22 protein-coding genes are annotated in these 20,973 nt (G+C 69.4%); 9 read left to right on the top strand and 13 right to left on the bottom strand.

Going from position 1 to position 20,973, the window contains the following annotated elements:
• Window positions 1–46: 46 nt before the first annotated feature.
• The 4 genes from BN1193_RS10385 to BN1193_RS10400 all read right to left on the bottom strand — a co-directional run bounded on the left by BN1193_RS10385 (window position 47) and on the right by BN1193_RS10400 (window position 2,903).
• Window positions 47–1,282 carry an RNA polymerase sigma factor gene (locus BN1193_RS10385; protein ID WP_040166210.1) on the bottom strand — a complete coding sequence of 412 codons (1,236 nt, stop codon included), beginning with the start codon at window positions 1,280–1,282 and terminating at the stop codon, window positions 47–49.
• Complete coding sequence (locus tag BN1193_RS10390; protein WP_040166212.1) at window positions 1,279–1,665, bottom strand: YciI family protein; 387 nt, start codon at window positions 1,663–1,665, stop codon at window positions 1,279–1,281. Before BN1193_RS10390 ends, BN1193_RS10385 begins: the two co-directional genes overlap by 4 nt.
• A 1-nt stretch (window position 1,666) precedes the next feature.
• Window positions 1,667–2,047: a YciI family protein gene (locus tag BN1193_RS10395; protein WP_040166214.1), complete on the bottom strand. Its 381-nt coding sequence runs from the start codon at window positions 2,045–2,047 to the stop codon at window positions 1,667–1,669.
• A gap of 148 nt (window positions 2,048–2,195) precedes the next feature.
• Window positions 2,196–2,903 (bottom strand): FadR/GntR family transcriptional regulator, encoded by a 708-nt coding sequence (locus tag BN1193_RS10400; RefSeq protein ID WP_040166217.1) that lies wholly within the window; start codon window positions 2,901–2,903, stop codon window positions 2,196–2,198.
• Between the two features lie 144 nt (window positions 2,904–3,047).
• On the opposite strand from BN1193_RS10400, the gene BN1193_RS10405 reads away from it, so the two are divergent.
• The 4 genes from BN1193_RS10405 to BN1193_RS10420 all read left to right on the top strand — a co-directional run bounded on the left by BN1193_RS10405 (window position 3,048) and on the right by BN1193_RS10420 (window position 7,458).
• Window positions 3,048–4,277, top strand: a complete 1,230-nt coding sequence (locus BN1193_RS10405; RefSeq protein ID WP_040166219.1) for an aminotransferase class V-fold PLP-dependent enzyme — start codon at window positions 3,048–3,050, stop codon at window positions 4,275–4,277.
• A gap of 34 nt (window positions 4,278–4,311) precedes the next feature.
• The gene (locus tag BN1193_RS10410) at window positions 4,312–5,613 is read left to right on the top strand and encodes an ABC transporter substrate-binding protein (RefSeq protein WP_040166221.1); all 1,302 of its coding nucleotides are present in this window, start codon (window positions 4,312–4,314) and stop codon (window positions 5,611–5,613) included.
• A gap of 94 nt (window positions 5,614–5,707) precedes the next feature.
• Window positions 5,708–6,577, top strand: a complete 870-nt coding sequence (locus BN1193_RS10415; protein ID WP_230206484.1) for a carbohydrate ABC transporter permease — start codon at window positions 5,708–5,710, stop codon at window positions 6,575–6,577.
• Entirely contained in the window at window positions 6,574–7,458 is an 885-nt protein-coding gene (locus BN1193_RS10420; protein ID WP_094770435.1) for a carbohydrate ABC transporter permease, read from the top strand. Before BN1193_RS10415 ends, BN1193_RS10420 begins: the two co-directional genes overlap by 4 nt.
• A gap of 57 nt (window positions 7,459–7,515) precedes the next feature.
• On the opposite strand, the gene rlmB is transcribed toward BN1193_RS10420, so the two are convergent.
• Window positions 7,516–8,514 carry a 23S rRNA (guanosine(2251)-2'-O)-methyltransferase RlmB gene (gene rlmB, locus BN1193_RS10425; RefSeq protein ID WP_040166223.1) on the bottom strand — a complete coding sequence of 333 codons (999 nt, stop codon included), beginning with the start codon at window positions 8,512–8,514 and terminating at the stop codon, window positions 7,516–7,518.
• Entirely contained in the window at window positions 8,511–9,902 is a 1,392-nt protein-coding gene (gene cysS, locus BN1193_RS10430; protein ID WP_040166226.1) for a cysteine--tRNA ligase, read from the bottom strand. Before cysS ends, rlmB begins: the two co-directional genes overlap by 4 nt.
• Before the next feature lie 90 nt (window positions 9,903–9,992).
• On the opposite strand from cysS, the gene BN1193_RS10435 reads away from it, so the two are divergent.
• The gene (locus BN1193_RS10435; protein ID WP_040166228.1) at window positions 9,993–10,451 is read left to right on the top strand and encodes a GNAT family N-acetyltransferase; all 459 of its coding nucleotides are present in this window, start codon (window positions 9,993–9,995) and stop codon (window positions 10,449–10,451) included.
• Here the strand turns inward: BN1193_RS10435 and ispD are convergent.
• Entirely contained in the window at window positions 10,448–11,653 is a 1,206-nt protein-coding gene (gene ispD / locus BN1193_RS10440; RefSeq protein WP_040166230.1) for a 2-C-methyl-D-erythritol 4-phosphate cytidylyltransferase, read from the bottom strand. The two genes, BN1193_RS10435 and ispD, sit on opposite strands and share 4 nt — an antisense overlap.
• Window positions 11,654–11,727: 74 nt before the next feature.
• Complete coding sequence (locus tag BN1193_RS10445; protein WP_040166232.1) at window positions 11,728–12,210, bottom strand: CarD family transcriptional regulator; 483 nt, start codon at window positions 12,208–12,210, stop codon at window positions 11,728–11,730.
• A 138-nt stretch (window positions 12,211–12,348) separates the two neighbouring features.
• On the opposite strand from BN1193_RS10445, the gene BN1193_RS10450 reads away from it, so the two are divergent.
• Window positions 12,349–12,897 carry a hypothetical protein gene (locus BN1193_RS10450; protein WP_040166233.1) on the top strand — a complete coding sequence of 183 codons (549 nt, stop codon included), beginning with the start codon at window positions 12,349–12,351 and terminating at the stop codon, window positions 12,895–12,897.
• A 59-nt stretch (window positions 12,898–12,956) separates the two neighbouring features.
• Here BN1193_RS10450 and BN1193_RS10455 read toward each other — a convergent pair whose 3' ends face one another.
• Window positions 12,957–13,640, bottom strand: coding sequence for a response regulator transcription factor (locus BN1193_RS10455; protein ID WP_040166235.1), 684 nt, complete (start codon window positions 13,638–13,640; stop codon window positions 12,957–12,959).
• Complete coding sequence (locus BN1193_RS10460) at window positions 13,637–15,010, bottom strand: ATP-binding protein (RefSeq protein ID WP_094770436.1); 1,374 nt, start codon at window positions 15,008–15,010, stop codon at window positions 13,637–13,639. The genes BN1193_RS10455 and BN1193_RS10460 overlap by 4 nt, the downstream gene beginning before the upstream one ends.
• A gap of 180 nt (window positions 15,011–15,190) precedes the next feature.
• Between BN1193_RS10460 and phoU the strand changes: the two genes are divergently transcribed.
• Window positions 15,191–15,865 (top strand): phosphate signaling complex protein PhoU, encoded by a 675-nt coding sequence (gene phoU / locus BN1193_RS10465; protein ID WP_040166843.1) that lies wholly within the window; start codon window positions 15,191–15,193, stop codon window positions 15,863–15,865.
• A 131-nt stretch (window positions 15,866–15,996) separates the two neighbouring features.
• On the opposite strand, the gene BN1193_RS10470 is transcribed toward phoU, so the two are convergent.
• Window positions 15,997–16,746 (bottom strand): phosphoglyceromutase, encoded by a 750-nt coding sequence (locus BN1193_RS10470; RefSeq protein ID WP_040166238.1) that lies wholly within the window; start codon window positions 16,744–16,746, stop codon window positions 15,997–15,999.
• Between the two features lie 78 nt (window positions 16,747–16,824).
• Between BN1193_RS10470 and BN1193_RS10475 the strand changes: the two genes are divergently transcribed.
• Complete coding sequence (locus tag BN1193_RS10475; protein WP_040166241.1) at window positions 16,825–17,646, top strand: class I SAM-dependent methyltransferase; 822 nt, start codon at window positions 16,825–16,827, stop codon at window positions 17,644–17,646.
• Between the two features lie 75 nt (window positions 17,647–17,721).
• Window positions 17,722–19,128 carry a phytoene desaturase family protein gene (locus BN1193_RS10480; RefSeq protein ID WP_040166243.1) on the top strand — a complete coding sequence of 469 codons (1,407 nt, stop codon included), beginning with the start codon at window positions 17,722–17,724 and terminating at the stop codon, window positions 19,126–19,128.
• Between the two features lie 121 nt (window positions 19,129–19,249).
• Here the strand turns inward: BN1193_RS10480 and ygfZ are convergent, their stop codons facing one another.
• Entirely contained in the window at window positions 19,250–20,344 is a 1,095-nt protein-coding gene (ygfZ, locus tag BN1193_RS10485; RefSeq protein WP_040166245.1) for a CAF17-like 4Fe-4S cluster assembly/insertion protein YgfZ, read from the bottom strand.
• Window positions 20,344–20,952 carry a nitrobindin family protein gene (locus BN1193_RS10490; RefSeq protein WP_040166247.1) on the bottom strand — a complete coding sequence of 203 codons (609 nt, stop codon included), beginning with the start codon at window positions 20,950–20,952 and terminating at the stop codon, window positions 20,344–20,346. Before BN1193_RS10490 ends, ygfZ begins: the two co-directional genes overlap by 1 nt.
• Window positions 20,953–20,973 lie beyond the last annotated feature (21 nt).

The following is a 20,973-nucleotide window of genomic DNA, read 5'->3' on the forward strand; positions in this document are numbered from 1 at the left end:
ACGCCCGCGCCCCGCTCGCATTCCCGGACCGGCATCCTTCGTCGACTCACCCCAGCTGATCGCGACGCCGGCGAAGATGGGCCCGCTCGGCGGTGTTCTCGGTCAGGTGCAGGGCCCGTTCGTACGCCGCCCGCGCGTCCGCGCTCCGGCCCAGTCGACGCAGCAGATCCGCCCGCGCGGCATGGAACGCGTGGTAGTCCGCCAGGTCCGCGTTCAGGCGGTCCAGCTCGGCGAGCGCCGGTTGCGCGCCGTCGAGTTCAGCGACCGCCACCGCCCGGTTCAGTCGGACGATCGGCGACGGGTCCACGACCACCAGGCGGTCGTACAGCGCCAGGATCTGAGCCCAGTCCGTGTCGCCCGCCGTGGGCGCCGCGGTGTGGACCGCCCCCATCGCGGCGAGCAGCTGGTAGCGCCCCGGCGCGGGCCCGCCCGCCGCCACCGCGACCAGGCACTCGCGCACGAGCGCGTGCCCCTCTCCGACCAAGGCACGATCCCATGCTCCGCGATCCTGCTCCGTGAGGGTCACCAGTTCGCCGGATCGGCTGAGTCGAGCACCGCGGCGCGCCTCAGTGAGGATCATCAGGGCGAGCAGACCCGTGACTTCACCGTCGTCCGGAAGCAGCGCATGCAGCACTCGCCCGAGCCGGATCGCTTCGCCGGTCAGCGCCGGCCGGAGCGGATCGTCGGTGCCACCGGAGAGGTAGCCCTCGTTGAAGATCAGGAACAGGACCGTGAGGACGCCGGCGACGCGGGCGCGAACGTCGTCGGCGGACGGCACACGATACGCGATGTTCGCGGCGCGGATCTTGGCCTTCGCCCGGGTGATCCGCTGCGCCATCGTCGCCTCCGGAACCAGGAAGGCACGGGCGATCTCGGCGACCGTGAGCCCGCCGAGCATGCGCAGCGTCAGCGCCACGCGGGCCGGCATGGCCAACGCCGGGTGGCAGCAGATGAACACCAGCCGCAGGCGATCGTCCTCGACCGCACCGACCGTTTCGGCCGGTTCGTCGTCGCTGAGCATGTCGGCGGCACCCTCCTTCGCCCCGCGGTGCGACTCGCGGCGCAGACGATCAAGAGCCTTCCGACGGGCCGTCGTCGCCAACCAGCCCCCCGGGTTCGGCGGCACGCCGTCGGTCGGCCACCGCCGCACCGCCATTTCGAACGCCTCCGCGGCGGCGTCCTCGGCGATGTCCAGATCGCCGAAGCGCCGGGCGAGGCCCGCGACCACGCGGGCCCACTCCTCCTGGTGAGCCCGCGTGAGAGACGCGGCGATCGCCGTCACGGCTCCAGGAGGCTCCGAAGGTCCGCCTCGGTCTGGAAGGGACGCACCTCGACGACGCCGCGGCACGCCTTGGATCCCTCTGCGGCCAGCGCCAGGGCCTCATCGAGGTCGATGGCATCGATCACCCAGAAGCCGCCGAGGTACTCCTTGGCCTCCAGGTACGGCCCATCGGTGATGACCGGAGCATCGCCCTGGCCGTCAACGGTGGTCGCGGTGCCGGCTTCGGCGAGGCCGTCCGCGAAGACGAACTTCCCCTCGCGTTCCAGCTTCGCGTTGAACTCGCCGGTGTCGGCGAAGGACTGGCGGAAGTCCTCCACTGACCCGTAGCCGTTCGTCACATCGCGCTCCCGCGGTCCGAAGACCGAGAGCATGTAGCGGGTCATGTCAGTCGTTTCCCTTCTGCTCGTCGGGCTGTTCCGGAGGGAACGGGAACCGGTGAACCTCCTGCGGCCACTCGAGTGCGACCGCCAACCGCCCCGCCCACATGCGCGCGGCATCGTCGTCGGCGACATCAATGACGCAGAAGCCGCCGAGGTGCTCCTTCGTGTCCGCGTAGGGACCGTCGGTGAAGACCGGTTCGCCGTCACGAGCGGTGACGCTGCACACGGCGGTGTCCGCGTCCAGGCCGCCGTTGGTGAAGACGAAGACGCCGGCCGCAGCCATCTCCGCGATCACCGCGCGGCCGGCGCGTCCCTTCTCCTCCAGCTGCTCGGGTGTGTGCGCAGGCACCCACTCGTCGTTGAACGCGATCACATACTCGGCCACGTCGTCTCCGTTTCTCAGCCCGGGCGGTCACGGCGACCGCCTCACTCATGCCACGAACGGCGACGGCCGGATACGACAGCTCTGCGAAGATTCTTCGCTCACGGGGCCCCCGACGCAACGGTCCCGCGGCTTCCGCGGGCGGGCGGGCTCAGCCGGCGGTGTCGGAGATCGTGGACCGGGCCGCCGGGCGGTGCTTGCGGAGCCAGACTTCGGTCTGCTGCACGTGCTCGGCGGCGGCGCTCGTGGCCGCCACCGGATCGCGGTTCGCGATCGCGGTGAGGATGGCCCGGTGTCCGGCGTCGGATCGGCGCTTGATCTCCCGAGCGTCCGCCGTGGTGAAGATGCGGTACGCCATCGACCGGGTGCGCAGGACGCCGGTCAGCGTGCTCAGGGCGGGGTTTCCGGACAGTTCGACGATGCGCATGTGGAACAGGTGATCCAGGCGCGACTGCTCGTCGTCATCGTGCGTGCGCTCGAGTTCGTCCAGCAGCGCCGAGAGCTCGGCCACGGTCTCCTCGTCGCGTCGAGCCGCCGCCAGCCCGGCCGCGTGCGATTCCAGGACGCGGCGCAGTTCGTACAGCTCCAGCACGGACTCCAGCGGAAGCAGCCCGACCGTGAGCGAGAGAGACCCGAGCAGATCGGACGCCAGCAGGGAGCTGACGTAGGTTCCGGACCCGTGGCGGGTCTCGACGACGCCGAGTGCGGCCAGCGTTCGGATCGCTTCGCGCAGCGAGCTGCGGGAGACACCGAACCGGTCGCAGAGTTCGCTTTCGCTCGGCAGCCGATCCCCCGCGCTCAGCGTTCCGTCGGCGATCAGGGCTCGCAATCCGTGGAATGCGGTGTCCACTGCGCTCATGCCCACCTCCGGTTCGGACGCTCCATTGTCACGGTTCCGCACGACTTCCGAAATTCGTCTGACAAGTCGCGGGGTATTCGCTATGGTTTAGCACCAAGGTCGGCAATGTGGCCCCAATTCGTCTGATCACTTTAACGGAGTTCGATGTCGAACGTGTTCCCCCTTCCCCAGCCCGTGCGGTTCGCCTCCGGCGTCGCCGCACGCGACGCGTGGCCGCTCGACCCGGCTGTGGTCCACCTCAACCACGGCTCATTCGGCGCGGTGCTGACCGAGGTCGGGGAGTACCAGGACGCCCTCCGCCGCGAATCCGACCGGAACCCGGTGGGGTGGTATCCGCGGGTCGCCGAGCGCGTGCGCGAAGCGCGCGGCGCGATCGCCGGGTTCGTCGGCGCCACCGCCGATGACACCGTATTCGTGCCCAACGCATCGGCAGCCGCGACGGTGGTCTTCAACAGTCTCCGCTTGGAGGCCGGCGACGAGATCCTCGTGACCGACCACGGATACGGCGCGATCACGATGGGGGCCCGCCGACTCGCCGCGCGCTTCGGCGCCCGGCTGCGGACGCTGGAGATCCCCCTCGCCGCCACCGATCCGGAGATCCTCGAACTCTTCCGCACCGCGATCACACCGCACACCCGGCTCATCGTGGTGGACCAGATCACTTCCCCCACCGCGCGCACCTTCCCGACCCGCGAGATCACCGACCTCGCCCACACGCGCGGCGTGCGGGTGCTCGTTGACGGCGCCCACGCGCCGGGCCTCGTCGCGGACGCCGTCGCCGTCGGCGGCGGTGATTGGTGGTTCGGCAATCTGCACAAGTGGCCCGGCGCACCCCGCGGGTCCGCGCTCCTGGTCACCCGGGCAGCCGATCGTGACGAGCTGTGGCCGCTCATCGATTCCTGGGGCGCGAATGAGCCGTACCCCGGACGCTTCGACTCCCAGGGGACGATGGACGCGACCAGTTATCTCGCCTCGCCGCTCGCCGTCGAGGCGATCGAGCGCGAGTACGGCTGGGTGCGCACCCGCCAGACGATGGCCGAACTCGCCGACGCCGGCGCCCGCCTGATCGGCGACGCGATGGCCTCGATGGTGTCGGGTGAGGCGGTGGCTGATGTCGCCGCACCGGTGCCCTCCATGCGCCTGGTGCGCCTGCCCGACGGCCTCGGCCTCCACCGCGAGGACGCCGACGACCTGCGCATGCAGATGTACGACGAACTCGGAGTGGAGACCGCCTTCACGAGTTTCCGCGGCATCGGCTACTTCCGACTCTCCGTGCACCTGTACACCACGACGGACGACTTCCAGGCGTTCGTCGACAAGTGCGTCCCCTCCATCCTCCGCAAAGCGGAATCGCGCCGCATCGGCGCTGCGTGATCCGCCCAGCACCCACAGAAAGGCACCACAGCACATGAAGCGCAATCGCATCCTGACCACGGCCGCCGTCGGCGTCGCGACGACGCTCGCTCTCGCCGGCTGCTCCGCCGGTGACGGCGGAGACGCGTCCGGAAAGGTCACCATTCAGATGGTTGAGAGCCTGACCAACCCCGCTCGTACCGAGATCATCCAGGGTCTGCTCGACACCTTCGAGAAGGCCAACCCGGACATCACGGTCAAGCTCGTCTCACCGCCCACCGATCAGGCGGATCAGAAGATCCAGCAGATGCTCCAGGCCGGCACCGGGATCGACGTGCTCGAAGTGCGCGACCTCACCGTCGGTCCGTTCACGAACAACAAGTGGATCTACGACATGACCGCCGACCTCAAGGGCTGGGACGGGTGGGATGCCATGACCGAGAACGCCAAAGCGGTCGCCCAGGCTGATGGCAAGACCTACTACATCCCCTACGGCTTCTACGGGCTGACGCTGTTCTACCGCACCGACCTCGTCAAAGCGGCCGGCTTCGCAGAGGCGCCGCACAGCTACGATGACCTCCTCAAGCAGGCCACCGCGATCCAGGACCCGTCCAAGAACCAGTACGGGTACGCGTTCCGCGGCGGCGCCAACGGCTACGGAAACGCCGTCCAGGCGATCTCCTCGTACGTCGCCGACGACATCGACACGAAGAACGCCTACCTCCTGACCAGCGGCAAGACGATCTTCTCGGCGCCGGAAGCCAAGACGGCCCTGGAGACCTACTTCAAGCTGTTCACGCAGGCCTCTCCGCCGTCGGCCGTCTCGTGGGGCTACCCCGAGATGGTGGAGGGCTTCACCAACGGTTCCACCGCCTTCCTGCTGCAGGACCCCGAGGTCATCGCCACCGTCGAGGCGTCCACGACGCTGAAGGCTGACCAGTGGGGCACCGCACCGCTCGTGGTCGGCGCGTCGGGCAAGGCCACGCAGCCGCTGGCGACGGCCGGCTGGGGTGTGGCCGAATCGAGCAAGCACAAGGAGGCGGCCGTCAAGCTCGTGGAGTACCTCACCTCGGGCAAGGCCGCCGTCGACTTCGCCAAGGGCAACAGCCTCGTGCCGATCATCGCCTCGGCCGCAGACGACTCGTTCTACAAGGAAGGGCCGTGGGCGGCGTACGTCACGATGACCCAGGACCCCGCCACCTACATCCCGGTCGTGCAGCCGCGCGGCGTGAGCTGGTGGACCGAGTGGGGCCAGAAGGCCGACAAGGAGGTCCAGCAGGTCCTCCTCGGCGACATGACGCAGGATGAGCTGCTCACGTCCTGGGACACCTACTGGACCGACAAGCTCGCGGGCTGACATGGCCACGATGACCTCAGCGTCACGCGCGGGGCGATCTGTCGATTCCGGCAGCATCGCCCCGCGCGGGGCCCCGCGTCGGCGCGTCTTCGGAATGAAGACCGCCCTGTCGATCTTCCTGTTCCTGCTGCCGGCGCTGATCTTCGTCGGCTGGTTCACCTACTGGCCGATGCTCCAGGGCGCCCGGATGGCGTTCCACAACTGGAACGTGTGGGACCTCACCTCCACCCCGTGGGTGGGGTTCGCGAACTTCGTCACGGTCTTCCAGGACCCGGCTTTCCCCACGGTGGCGTGGAACACGGTGGTGTGGATCGTGGGCTCGATCGTGCCGCAGTTCGTCATCGGCTTCGCGCTGGCGCTCTGGCTGCGCAAGAAGTTCCGGTTCCGCGGCGTCTACCAGGCGCTGGTGTTCTACCCGTGGGCGGTGTCCGGCTTCCTCATCGGTCTGCTGTTCCGTTGGATGTTCAACGCCGAATTCGGCGTCGTGAACGACATGCTGATGAAGATCGGGCTGATCAGCACACCTGTGCCCTGGCTGGCGGATCCGAAGCTCGCGATGACCGCCGTGATCATCGCGAACGTCTGGTACGGCGTGACGTTCTTCGCGATCATGATCCTCGCCGCCCTGCAGTCGGTACCGGATGACTTGTTGGAGGCGGCGAGCCTGGACGGCGCCGGTAAGACGCGTCAGCTGTTCTCGATCATCATCCCGTACATCGCCACGACCCTTTTCCTGACGGTGCTGCTGCGGGTGATCTGGATCTTCAACTTCCCGGACCTCATCTACGGCATGACCGGCGGTGGACCGGCGAACAAGACCGACATCATCACGACGTGGATGATCAAGCACACGCAGCTCGGTGACTATGGGATCTCCAGTGCCATCGGCCTGCTGGTGATGGCGTTCCTGCTCGTGTTCTGCGCGTTCTACCTGATGGCGATGGGACGGGTGAACAAGAAATGAGCACCGCGACACAGACTCTCACCGCCGGCGACACGCGACGCCCGGTCGCGCAGCCGCGTGTCACCGTGAGCGGCGCCATCCGCGTGATCGGGCTCACCGTCTGGCTGCTGATCACGCTGTTCCCGCTGTACTGGATCGTGGTCACCTCGCTGAAGGTGCCCGGCTCGATCAGCCGCTTCCCGCTGGAGTACTGGCCGAGCGAGTTCACGCTGGAGAACTACTCGAGCCTGCTCCGCAACGGCGGGTTCGGGGTGTTCCTCGAGAACTCCGCCATGGTGGCCCTGGTCGCGGCGGCGGTCGCGACCCTCATCGCCATGCTGAGCGCCTACGTGCTGGCCCGGTTCCAGTTCCGCAGCAAGGGCGCGATCATGATCGCGTTCCTGGTGACGCAGATGATCCCGTCGTTCATCGCGCTGGGACCGCTGTACTCGATGATGGCGGACCTCGGGTTCGTCAACAATCGGTTCGGCCTGATCCTGGTGTACATCGCCGTCTGCATCCCGTTCTCGACGATCATGCTGCGCGGGTTCTTCGAGAACATCCCGGACGCCCTGGAAGAGGCCGCGATGGTCGACGGCTGCTCGCGGTTCGGTGCGCTGTTCCGCGTTCTCGTCCCGGTGATGAAGCCCGGCATCATCGCCGCGTTCATCTTCAACTTCGTGAACTGCTGGAACGAGCTGTTCCTGTCGGTGATCCTGATCAATTCGACCGAGAAGGAGACCGTGCCGGCGGCGCTGAACGGTTTCGTGTCGACCTTCAACATCGACTGGGGTCCGATGTCGGCCGCGGCTGTCCTCGCGGTGATTCCGACGATGGTGCTGTTCGCCCTCGCGTCGAAGTGGATCGTCGAGGGTCTGACCGCGGGTGCCGTCAAGGAGTAGACCGCATGACGAAGCCCTCACTCCCCTGTCCGGGGTGTGAGGGCTTCGTCGTACGGCTTACTTCGCCTGCGCCCGGGTGGTGGACACCTGGTACAGCGCGACGGACGTGGCGATGCCGGCGTTCAGGGACTCGGTCGCGGCCGAGATCGGGATCGAGACGATCTGATCGCATGTCTCGGTGACGAGGCGGGACAGACCCTTGCCCTCGGAACCGACGACGATCACGACGGGGCGGTCGGCCAGCTCGAGGTCCGGCAGCTGCACGTCACCGCCACCGTCGAGTCCGAGGACGAACACGCCCTGCTTCTTGAACTCCTTCAGCGTGGAGGTGAGGTTCGGCGCGATCGCCACCGGGATGCGCGCGGCGGCCCCGGCCGAGGTCTTCCACGCGGCGGAGTTCACGGAGGCCGAGCGGCGCTGCGGAAGGATCACACCGTGACCGCCGAACGCCGCGGTGGAGCGGATGATCGCCCCGAGGTTGCGCGGGTCCGTGATCCCGTCCAGCGCCACGAACAGCGGCATCTGTCCCTTGTCGAACACCTTCTCCAGCAGGTCCTGGGGGTGCTCGTACTGGTACGGGGGAACCTTGATCGCGACGCCCTGGTGCACACCGTCGAAGCCGGCCATGCGGTCGAGCTCCTGGCGCGTGACCTCCAGCACGGGGATGTCACGGTTGCGGGCGATGACGAGCATCTCCTTGACGCGGTCATCCATCTCGATGCGCTGCGCGATGTAGAACGCCGTCGCCGGGATCTTGGTCTTCAGCGCCTCCAGGACCGAGTTGCGTCCGGTGACGGTCTCGGTGTCGTCGCTGGACTTCGCCCGCGGCGCGCGGTTCGGGTTCGAACCGGACGAGCCGCCCGGCTTGCCCTTCCCACCGGCGGCGGCGTAGCGCTCCGCCGCCGCCTTCCGCTTGCCGGCCGGGTGCCAGGCGCGGTCCTCGGCCTTCGGGGTGGGCCCGCGACCCTCGAGGGACTTCCGCCCCAGGCCACCGGTGCCCTTCAGGGCACCCTTCTTGTTCGACTTGCGTGCGCCGGGGCGCCCAGGCTTGGTCATTGTTCGATGCTCCAGTGTGTTCCGTCGGCCGTGTCCGCCAGCGTGATGCCGGCGGCGGCCAGTGCGTCGCGGATGCGGTCTGCCGCACCCCAGTCCTTGTCAGCGCGCGCCTGCGCGCGCTGCGAGATCATCGCGTCCATGAGGGACGCCAGTGCGGTGTCGGTCCCGGATCCGGTGGCCGACGCGTCCAGGGGGAACCCGAGCACCTGCATCATGAAGTACACCTGGTCCGCAGCCGCGAGGGCGGCGTGCGCATCCTGCGCATCCAGCGCGGTGTTCCCCGCCCGAACCGCCTCGTGCACGACCGCCAATGCCTGCGGGACACCGAGGTCGTCGTCCATCGCCGCGACGAACGCCGCCGGCAGGTCCTCGATCAGGTTGAACGGCGGCGTGGACGAGCGCAGTCGCTGCGCACGCGTCCAGAATCCGGTGATCCGTCCCAGCGCCGCCTCCGCCTCGTCGTAAGAGGAGTCGGTGAGATCCAGCGTCGAGCGGTAGTGGGCGGCCGCGAGCGCATAGCGGACCACCATCGGGTCACGTTCGGCGAGCACGTCCTCGGCCAGGGTGAAGTTCCCGAGTGATTTGGACATCTTCTGCCCGCCGACAGTGACCAGGCCGTTGTGCACCCAGTACTGCGCGAACGCGTCGCCGGCCGCCGTGGACTGCGCCAGTTCGTTCTCGTGATGCGGGAAGCGGAGGTCCAGCCCGCCGCCGTGAATGTCGAACTCCGGACCGAGGTAGCGGCGGGACATGGCCGAGCACTCGATGTGCCATCCGGGTCGTCCGGCACCCCAGGGCGATTCCCACGTCGCCGACTCCGGCTCGCCGTCCTTGAGGCCCTTCCAGAGTGCGAAATCGTGCGGGTCCCGCTTGCCTCGCGGGTCCGCGTCCGTCGCGTCCTCCATGGCGTCCACGGACTGGTTCGTCAGCTCGCCGTACGAGGGCCACGAGCGCACGTCGAAGTAGACATCACCGGCCGCGGCGTATGCGTGTCCGGCATCGATCAGGCGCTGGATCAGCTCCTGCATCTGCGGGATGGACGCCGTGGCGCGCGGTTCGTAGGTCGGGGGCTCGATGCCGACCGCGGCATATGCGGCCGTGAACTCCTGCTCCATGCGGTATGCGAGCGCCCACCACGGCTCGCGGGCGGTCGCGTTGGCGAGCACCTTGTCATCGATATCGGTGACGTTGCGCACGAAGGTCACCCGCCCGTACCGGTACTCCAGCCAGCGGCGGAGCAGGTCGAAGCTCAGCGCCGCGCGAACGTGTCCGATGTGAGGTCCGGATTGCACCGTCGGTCCGCAGACGTACATGGTCACGTTCGCCTGATCGAGAGGAACGAAATCACGCAGCGTCTGGGTGCGGGTGTCGTAGAGCCGGGTCGTCACCGCACAAGCTTACCGGCCCGCACCTGGACGGCGCCGGAGCGGCCCGGGCCCGGACATCCCCCGGAAACATCGGTCTGGCACCATCTGGTCATGTGGCATATCCGTCTCGATGACCTCAGCGGTGCCCCGACGCGTGCGCTGGTCGCGGAACACCTGACCGCGATGCGGACGCAGAGTCCGGCGGAGTCGGTGCACGCACTGGACGTCGATGGCCTGCGCTCACCGACCGTCCGGCTGTACACGGCGTGGGATCGCGACGTGCTGGGCGGCATGGCCGCGCTCCAGCGCATCGCGCCGGGCCGCGCCGAGATCAAGGCGATGCGCACGGTCGAAAGCGCCCGCGGGACGGGCCTCGGTCGCCTCCTGCTACGGCACCTCGTCACGGTCGCACGCCAGGGCGGCTTCTCCTCCCTCTGGCTGGAGACCGGTTCCGGCGCCGAGTTCCGGCCCGCACGAACGCTGTACGCGTCCGAGGGATTCGAGGTGTGCCCGCCGTTCGGCGCTTACGTCCGGGACCCGGAATCGGTGTTCATGACGCGCGCGATCTAGCGCGCCGCAATGAGCAGCGCGACGGCGAACGCCTGCACGCCCTCACTCGCCCCCACGAAGCCGAGGCCGTCCGTGGTGGTCGCCGACACGCTGACCGGCGCACCGAGCACGGCCGACAGCGCCGCCTCCGCCTCGGCCCGACGCGGCGAGAACTTCGGTCGCGCAGCCTGCACCTGCACCGACACATTGCCGATCGTCCACCCTGCCTCCTCGACCAGGCGCCGCGTCTCGGCGAGGAACGCGGAGCCGTGCGCACCGGCGAACTCCGGTCGGGACGTGCCGAAGTGGGTGCCGATGTCGCCGAGTCCGGCGGCCGACAGCAGGGCGTCCACGATGGCATGAGCCACGGCGTCACCGTCCGAGTGCCCCTCCAGTGCGGACTGTCGGGGCCACTCGAGTCCGGCCAGCCACAGCGTCCCTGCGGCGGTGAAGGCGTGCACATCGGTGCCGACTCCCACGCGCGGCAGGATGAGTGCCGGTCGTGACGGAACGATCGGCGCAGGCTCCCGATCGGCCAGCACACGGCGGGCGCGATCGAGGTCCTCCGGTGTCGTGATCTTGAACGACAGCGGGGAGCCGGCGACGGTCCCGACCTGGTGTCCGGCCGCCTGCAGCAGGGCGGCGTCATCGGTGTGCTCCGCGTCCGCTGCGGCGTAGGCGGTGGCCAGCACGTCGCGTCGGAAGCCCTGTGGTGTCTGCGCCGCCACCAGGTCCGCGCGATCGACCGCCGCCGCGACCCGATCACCGTTAACGCGCTTGAGAGTGTCGACCACGGGCAGCACCGGGATGATCCCCCACCCGGTCTCATCCACGGCGGCGACCACGCGATCGAAGACGTCCGGCGGCGTCAGAGCTCGTGCCGCGTCGTGAACCAGCACCACCTCGATGTCCGCCCACAGGGCGGCGAGGCCCGCGGCCACCGAAGCCTGGCGAGTGGGTCCCCCGAGGACCACCGAGACGAGGTCGATCCGCTCCCCCGCGGTCCGCTCAGCCTCCGCGCGGGCCTCTCCCTCGAGCCCGGCCGGCGCGACGATCACGATCTGCATCGGCGTTTCGACCGCGACCACTCCCCGCAGCGCGTGGGCGAGCACCGTCTCGTCATCAACACCGACGAACGCCTTCGGACGATCCGCGCCGAGACGCGTGCCGGAACCCGCGGCGACGATCACGACGGCGGTACGAGGTACGGGGAGGAGAGTCACTCCGCCACGCTACCGCGACCGCAAAAACGAACGCCACCGGGCGGAGCCGGTGGCGTTCGGGAGTTCAGGGTGCGTCAGGACGCGAGGACCTCGTCGAGCAGACCGGAGGCCTTCTCCTCGTCGGTCTTCTCGGCCAGCGCGAGCTCGGAGATCAGGATCTGACGAGCCTTCGCCAGCATCCGCTTCTCACCGGCGGACAGGCCGCGGTCCTGGTCACGGCGCCAGAGATCGCGAACGACCTCGCTGACCTTGATGACGTCACCGGACGCCAGCTTCTCCAGGTTCGCCTTGTACCGGCGCGACCAGTTGGTGGGCTCCTCGGTGAACGGTGCGCGCAGAACGTCGAAGACCTTCTCCAGGCCTTCCTTTCCGATCACGTCGCGGACGCCGACCAGGTCGACGTTGTCCGCGGGCACCTCGATCATCAGGTCTCCCTGAGTGACACGGAGCTTGAGATAGACCTTCTCTTCGCCCTTGATGACTCGGGTCTTGACCTCGGTGATCGTTGCGGCACCATGGTGCGGATAGACGACGGTCTCGCCAACCTCAAAAAGCATGCAGTTGTGTCCTTTCGGCAAGTTCCAGGATACCACAGCGGGAATGCGCTAAGGTTTGCCCCCTGGTCCCGTGAACGGGGTCCCACGCGCGAGACCGTAGACTGGGGACGACACTGGTCGACATCCTCAGGAGGAACCGTGAAGTCGCGCGCTCTCGCGTCCATCGCCCTCGGCGCCGCCATCATGCTCGGCGCCACCGGGTGCAGCATGATCTCGCCGCAGGCCACCACGCTGCACTACTCCGCTGCGGAGGGCATCAACGTTCCGGATTCCTCCGGTCCGGTCCAGATCCGAAACGCCTTCTTCGTCGTGGGCGAGGACGACACGGCGAACCTCGTCGCGGCGTTCATCAACCCGACCGACAAGGACGCCACCGTCACCGTCGCGATCGAGGACCACGCGACCCCGCTGACCGTGAAGGTCCCGGCCGGTCAGACCGTGTCGTACGGCGTCGACCAGGAACTCACGGTCGAGGGCTTCACCGTTCCGATCGGGTCCACCGCGACCGTCGCCTTCACCTCCGGTGACGGCGAGTCCGCCACCGAAGAGGTCCCGGTGCTGGACGGTTCGCTGGACTACCTGAAGGGCGCCGTCCCGACACCGACGCCGACGCCGGAGGTCACGAAGACCCCGGAGGCGCCGACGCCGACGTCGACGCCCACCTCCACCGAGTCGTCGGAGGGCTGAAGCACCTCAAGAAGGGGCGTGGCGGACATCGGTCCGCCGCGCCCCTTCTCGTTTCGGGCTCAGGCTTCGAACCGGTAACCGAGTCCGCGGACCGTCACGAGCATCACCGGCTGGCTGGGCTGCTCCTCGATCCGTGACCGGATGCGCTTGATGTGCACGTCGAGCGTCTTGGTGTCGCCGAAGTAGTCGCTCCCCCAGACCCGGTCGATCAGCTGACCGCGGGTGAGCACCCGACCCGCATTGCGCATCAGCACCTCCAGGAGTTCGAACTCCTTCAGCGGCATGGGGACTTCCTGCCCGGCAACGGCCACGGTGTGGCGGTCAAGATCCACGCTGACCCGTCCCCCCTCGAGAACCCGCTCGTCGAGATCGGCTTCTGCGGCCGCCGTGCGGCGCAGGACGGCGCGCATCCGAGCCAGCAGCTCCCGCGCGGAGTAGGGCTTGGTGACGTAGTCGTCGGCACCGAGTTCGAGCCCCACCACGATGTCGACCTCGCTGTCCTTCGCCGTCACCATGATGATCGGCGTGCTCGCGCTCTGCCGCACCTGCCGCGCGACCTCGGTGCCGGCCATGCCGGGCAGCATCAGATCGAGCAGGATGATATCCGCACCTCGATCGCGGTACGCCGCGAGGGCGGCGGGGCCGTCCTCGGCGATCTCCACCTCGTAGCCCTCACGCCGAAGCAGGTACGCGAGCGGATCAGCGAGGTCCGGCTCATCCTCCACGAGCAGTACGCGGGTCATCGATCTTCTCCGTTCTGCGCCGCCGCACCGGACACGACATCGGTGTGCGCGGTGGCGGCGATGGTCTGTTCTTTCGCGGACGCCGCGGGCGGCGTCACCGCGGGGCCGGAGCGCGCCGCAGACGCGCCGGACTTCGTCGACGTGCCGTTCTTGGCGGTCTTCGCAGGCTTCGCGGTCTTCGCGTTCTTGGTCGGTTTGGTGGACTTGCCGCGCTTGGGACGCTTCTTCGCCGACCGTTCCGCATCCGGTCCCGCAGCCGCGGGCAGGAGGATCGTGAAGGTGGACCCGCGCCCGGGACGCGACCACAGGCGCACATCTCCCCCGTGCCGGTGCACGGCGTGCTTGACGATCGACAGGCCGAGGCCGGTGCCGCCGGTCCGGCGCGAGCGCGCCTGGTCGGCGCGGTAGAAGCGTTCGAAGATCCGCTGCTGGTCGGCCTCCGCGATCCCGATGCCCTGATCGGACACGGCGATCTCGATCACGTCATCGACGCGCTTCACGCCGATGCCGACGCGCGAGCCGGCCGGCGAGTAGGCGATCGCGTTGGCGATGAGGTTGCCGACGGCGTCCGTGAGGATCTGCGGGTCGCCCCGGACGAACAGTCCGCGGTCTCCGCCGCGGATCATCTCGACGCCGGCGCCGCTGGCCTGGACCCCGTGGGCGTCCACGGCGGCAGCGACCACCTCGTCGACACTGACGTCGCGAAGCTCGGCGAGGTCGTCCGAGGTCTGGAGGCGCGACAGGTTCATGATGCGACCGGTCAGCCCACCCAGGCGGCGGGCCTCCGCCTGCAGTCGCGCGGCGAACACGCGCACCTGATCCGGATCATCGGCGGCCATGTCGATCGCCTCAGCCAGCAGCGTGACGGCACCGACCGGAGTCTTCAGTTCGTGGGAGGTGTTCGCGACGAAGTCATGGCGCATCTGCTCAAGGCGCTCCTTCTCGCTGATGTCGCGAACCACCAGCAGCGTCAGCGCGGGCCCGAGCACCGTCGCTCGCGCGGACACCAGGCGGGCTTCCCGAGACAGTTCACCGACACGCAACCTCAGTGTCTGCGTTTCGGACAGGCCGGACGAGCGGGATGCGCGGACCACATCGCGCAGTTCCGGACTGGCCAGCCCGGACCCGGCCTCCAGCGACAGCCAGTCCGCAGCCGTCGAGGTGGCCACGAGGCGGAAGGAGTTGTCCACGACGGCTGCGGCATCGTCCATACCCGCCAGCACCGCGGCGATGCCGTCCGGCAGGTGCGTGTCCGTCTCCTGCCGAAGCCGATCGCGAGCGCGGAGGGCGAGCACGAGGGCGATCGTCACCGCCGCACCCAGCACGAGACCCAGCACGAGCGCGAAGATCGCGAGCTGGGTCGATGTCATGGCACCAGCGTATTCTGGCCGGACGGCGGCGTCTGAACGGATTCCGCGTCCGAGCGGGCTCCGCCCCGCGATGTTCACGGGAGCGGCACCGTTCGTTAACCTTCGGTCGGAATGATCGGGACGGCCATGACGCCGACGCTCCCCGCCGGTGCCCCGGCGCAGACACCGAAAGGCAGCCCGATGCGGGAAGTTTTCCACCAGTCCCTCGACGACGTGCAGGCACGGATCGTCGAGATGGCCGAGCTCGTCACCGACGCGATCGACAAGGCGACGCGAGCGTTCGCGAGCAGCGACGTGGGTCTGGCCGAAGAGGTCATCGAGAACGACAGCCTGATCGACGAGCGCGCGGTGGTCCTGGACGAACTGGCCATCGAGATCCTCGCGCGTCAGCAGCCCGTGGCACGCGACCTGCGCACCGTCGTCACCGCCCTGCGCGTCAGCGCCTCGCTCGAGCGCATGGGTGACATGGCCGAGCACATCGCGCAGCTGGCCCGCTACCGCTTCCCGGAGCGCGCGATCCCGAAGGGCTTGAAGACCACCTTCACCGCGATGGGTGAGCAGGACGTGGAGATCGCGCGCAAGCTCACCGAGCTGCTGCGCAGCGAGGACCTCCGCCTCGCCGACGAGATCCGCAACCTCGACGATGACATCGACGAACTGCACGCGAAGGTGTTCGAGAAGGTGCTCAGCGACAACTGGAAGGGCGAGGCCGGTGCGACCGTCGACGCCACGCTCGCCAGCCGCTACCACGAGCGCTTCGCGGACCACGCGGTGTCCGTGGCGAAGAAGGTCGTGTACCTCGCCACGGGCGATTGGACGGCCGACGGCGACGCCGCGGCTCCCGAGGCCATCTGACGCCTCGTCCGACGGCGCGGCGCTCTCAGGGGTGGGGGTCCGCGCCGTCGGTGTCTCGGACGCGTTCGTGGGGAACCGTCCGCGCAGACAGCAGCGGGCCGCATCCGAGGATGCGGCCCGCTGCTGTCTGCTTACTTCTTGCCCTGGTTCGCCACCGCGGCGGCACCGGCGGCCGCGGCCTCCGGGTCGAGGTAGGCGGCGGGTTCGATCGGCTTCAGATCCGCGTCCAGCTTGTAGACCAGCGGAATGCCCGTGGGGATGTTCAGCTCGGCGATGTCGTCATCGCTGATGCCATCCAGGTGCTTGACCAGGCCCCGCAGCGAGTTGCCGTGGGCCGTGACGAGAACCGTCTTGCCGGCACGGAGGTCCGGCACGATCTCGCCCTCCCAGTACGGCAGCAGACGATCGATGACGAGCTTCAGCGACTCGGTGCGCGGCAGGTCGCCGTCGATGTCGGCGTAGCGCGGGTCATTCACCTGGCTGAACTCACTGTCATCGCTGAGCTCGGGCGGCGGCACGTCGAAGGACCGACGCCACAGCATGAACTGCTCCTGGCCGAACTCGGCGAGCGTCTCCGCCTTGTCCTTGCCCTGGAGGGCGCCGTAGTGGCGCTCGTTCAGGCGCCAGGAGCGCTTGACGGGGATCCACAGCCGGTCGGCCGTGTCCAGCGCGATGTCCGCGGTCTGGATCGCGCGGCTGAGCAGCGATGTGTGCAGCACGTCCGGCTGCACGCCGTGCTCGGCCAGCAGTGCGCCGCCGCGGGCGGCTTCGGCCTTGCCCTGGTCGGTGAGACGGACGTCCACCCAACCGGTGAACAGGTTCAGCTCGTTCCACTGGCTCTGGCCGTGGCGAAGCAGGATGAGGGTGTACGGCTCGGTCATGTCTCCACATTAGCGGCGTGCCGCCCTCCGCCCGCCTCCGGTGTCCTCCCGCGTCAGCGGCGCTGGCAGGATGGAGGAATGGCACGCGCGAGCTCTCCGACCGGACACGCCACGCGCGGCACCACGAACACCAACCGCCTGCGACGCGTGGACCGATGGATCGCCGCACGACCGGAGCTCCTTCGCGCGCCCGCTCCCCTCGTCGTCGACCTCGGCTACGGCGCCAGCGGCGTCACCGCCCTGGAGCTCTACACCCGGCTGCGCACGGTGGCCGCCGACGTCGAGGTGCTGGGCCTGGAGATCGACCCGGACCGCGTCGCCCGCGCAACCGCTCAGCTGGAGGACGTCCGCGCCGGACGCACGCCATTCCCCACCGACGCGCGGGTCCGCTTCGCGCGTGGTGGGTTCGAGGTGCCGACGCCTCGGCCGCCGACGATCATCCGCGCGTCCAATGTGCTGCGCCAGTACGACGAGACGGAGGTGGCCGACGCCTGGCGCCTGATGACCGCGCGCCTCGCTCCGGGCGGGCTGCTCATCGAGGGCACCTGCGACGAGATCGGACGCGTGTCCAGCTGGATCGACGTCAGCGCGGACGCCGTGCCGCTGCGGTTCACGATCTCGCTGCGTCTGGCCGGGCTGGAACACCCCGCGATCGTCGCGGAGCGACTGCCCAAGGCGCTCATCCACCGCAACATCCCCGGCGAACGCGTCCACGACCTGATGGCGCTGCTGGATACGGCGTGGGAACGCAACGCCGCCCTGGCCACTTTCGGTCCGGTGCAGCGCTGGCTCGCCGTCGTGGCGGCGGTCCGGGACGCCGGTTGGCCGGTGCAGACCAACCGCACGCGCGCGAAGCTCGGTGAGCTGACCCTCCCGTACTCCGCCGTCGCCCCACGCTGAGCTCCACACCGCATCCGGCGCTGCATCGACACCGCGCCTTGCGGATCTGAACACGTTCAGCGATAGGCTGGCGCGATGACGACGGCGACGGTGGTCGGCTCGGGTCCCAACGGCCTGGCTGCGGCGATCCGTCTCGCCCAAGCCGGAGTGTCCGTCACGGTGGTCGAGGCCGCGGACGTCGTCGGCGGGGGCGCTCGCACGAGCGAGCTCACGCTGCCCGGCGTCCTGCACGACGACTGCTCGACGGCGATGCCGGGCGCGGTGGCGTCCCCGTTCTTCCGCTCGCTCGACCTGGAGCGCCACGGACTGCGATGGTTGCACCACGACATCACCGTCGCTCACCCCCTGGACTCCGGCACGGCGCTGGTGCGCCGCGATCTTGATCGCACCGCCGCCGGACTGGGCTCGGACGGCGGGACGTGGCGACGGCTGTTCGAACCGCTGGCGGCGGACGCCGACGCGGTTTTCGACACGGTCTTCCGCCCCGTCCTCAGCGTCCCCCGCCATCCGGTGGCGCTCGCGCGGGTCGGGCTCCGCTCCGCAGCGCCCGCCACGCTGCTCGCCCGGTTGTTCCGGACGCCGACGGGTGCGGCGGCGTTCGGCGGCATCGCCGCGCACCTCATCGGTGATCTGCGCGCACCGCTGTCCTCCTCCGTCGCCACGATGCTGACCACCGCGCTGCACGCGCACGGCTGGCCCTTCCCCGCCGGCGGCGCGGGTTCACTCACCGCCGCCCTGGTCGCCGAGTTCACCGAGCTCGGCGGACGGATCGAGACCGGGCGTCGCGTGAAGTCCGTCGATGAGCTCGGCACGGAACTGGTCCTGCTCACGGTGCCCCCGCGCGCCGCGCTCGCGCTGGTTCCGCACGTCCCGGTGGGTGTCCGCCGTGCCTGGCGCCGTTTCCGTCCCGGCCCCGGCGCGTACAAGCTCGATCTGGCCGTCGCCGGCGATGTGCCCTGGCGCGACCCGGACATCGGCCGCGCCGGCGTCGTGCACCTCGGCGGGACCATCGCGGAGATCGCCCGCGCTGAGGCCGACATCGTCCGCGGGCGGATGCCGGAGCGTCCGTTCACCCTCGTCACCCAGCCGCACGTCGTGGACCCGTCCCGCTCCGCGAACGGCGTGAACCCCCTCTGGGTCTACGCGCACGTGCCCAACGGGTGGCCGGGCGATGAGACCGAACGAGTCCTCGGCATGCTCGAAGAGCAGGCACCCGGGCTGCGCGACCGGATCGTCGGGATGCACGTGCGTGGTCCGGCCGCCCTGGAGGAGCACAACGCCGCCTACCTCGGCGGCGACATCGGCGGCGGCGCGGTCACCGTGCGGCAGATCCTCGCGCGGCCGCGCGCGGGCGAGCGCGGATACGCCAGCGGAGTGCGCGGCGTGTACCTCGCCGGTGCATCGACCTCGCCCGCGGGCGGTGTGCACGGGATGTGCGGCGTCAACGCCGCCGAACTCGCGCTGCGCGATCTCGGCCGCTGATCCCCTTCGCTCCCCCCTTCTGCACTTCCCGCGCCCAGGACCTGCCGGAGTCGGGAGCATCCGAACGGTCGCTCTCTGCTGTGACAGGTCGGCGCGCTCGGAACCGTCGCAGTTGGGAGCGTCAGTCCTGTTTGAGCGGGCGTCGGGACAAGCGCGTGATGCGCGGAATCTCCGCGGTGGCGCCGGCGTCGGCGGGAACCACGATCTCCTGCGCCGCCGAGATCTCGGTCCCGTCACTGCTGATCGTCAGCACGGCGTCGGCGGCGACACGGCGGGACACGATCGCCAGGGCGATCGGTCCGAGCTCGTGGTGCATGGCTGCCGACGTGATGGTGCCGACCTCCTTCTCTCCCTCACGGACGGGCGTGCCCGGCTCAGGAAGGACGCTGTCGCTGCCGTCGAGGTGGAGCATCACCATCCGCCGCGGTGGGTGGCCGAGGTTGTGCACCTTCGCCACCGTCTCCTGTCCGCGGTAGCACCCCTTGTCGAGGTGCACGGCGGAGCGGATCCAGTCCACCTCGTGCGGGATGAGTCGCTCGTCGCGTTCGGCGGACCAACGCGGACGCCAGGCCGCGATGCGCAGCGCTTCGGAGGCCAGCAACCCGGCAGCGGTCACCCCACGCCCGAGCGCTCCGGCGAGGGCGGCGTGCTCGTCGGCCGTCAGTACGGCCTCGGTCCACGGTCGCTCGGTCCCCGGATGCGTCGCGGTGTGGGCGTACTGCCACCCGCCCACCGACACGTGCGTCCACGGATCCTGCCAGGCCGGCGCGACGCTCGGCCGCACGAGCTCGGCGGCGCTCCCACCGGGGACGAACCCGACCACGTGCAGATCCTCGCGCACGGTGATCTCCACCTGGGCTCGGAAGCGCATCCGCAGCAGCCAGGTGGCCAGCGGTTCGGCGTCGTCGACGTCCACGAGCAGCCACGCCGTCTCGCCGTCATCGACGATCCCGGCGGCGTGCTCGACGTGTCCGGTCGGATCCAGCACCAGCAGTTCGCCGGAGGTGTCCGGCGCCAGGCGAGCGACCGCCTGCGAAGTGATCGAGTCCAGCCAGGTGAGGCGATCCGGGCCGGTCAGCGCGACGACGGCACGGTCGGCGAGATCGACGACGGCCGTCCCGTGCGCGAGCGCGCGCTGCTCCGGCAGCGGCGAGCCGTAGTGCTGGACCCCGACATCATTGGTCACGGCGTCCGCGAGCGCTGCGAACGCGGACATCACTCCGCCTTCGCCAGGCGCGCCGAGGCGTGCGATGCCAGCGGAGATCCGAGCGCGGCGATGTCCCAGGCCCACAGCAGATGCCCCTGGACCAGCCCGTACATCCGCTCGGCGGACGCGTACGCGCGCGTGGAAGAGGGACGGATCACGGCGTCCGTGGCGAGGTCGATGCGCGGCCCCTTCACCTGGCCGAGGTACAGCTCGTGCAGTCCGTCGGAATGGACGATCGAGACCTCGAGGTCGAACGCGTCATCCGTGTTCCGCAGCGCCTCGACGTCCTCGACGGTCCGGACCGCGGCCGTGACGTCGCGGGGAGGCAGAAGTCCCGGGCCGACGTCGGCGTCCGTGCGCGGTCGTGCCAGGCGCCAGAATCCGGTCTCCGCCGTCAGAGCGACCGACGGCGCGTCATCGGTGGCCGCGAGGATCGCCGTGGCGGAGTAGTTCAGGAAGTCACCGCCGTCGTGGCTGAAGCTCACGCGGTGCGTGAACTCCCCCGAGTAATGGTGATCGTCGACCTGGTAGTCGATGACCCCGGTACCCTCCCAGACCCCGAGCAACCACGACAGGGGCACCAGGTCGGCGGGCAGATCGGCGGGCAGCTCGATCATCGGGAGTCCGTCAGCGCTGGC

Origin of the sequence: Microbacterium gorillae (genome assembly GCF_000826185.2) — a bacterium.
In the GTDB taxonomy this organism is placed as follows: domain Bacteria; phylum Actinomycetota; class Actinomycetes; order Actinomycetales; family Microbacteriaceae; genus Microbacterium; species Microbacterium gorillae.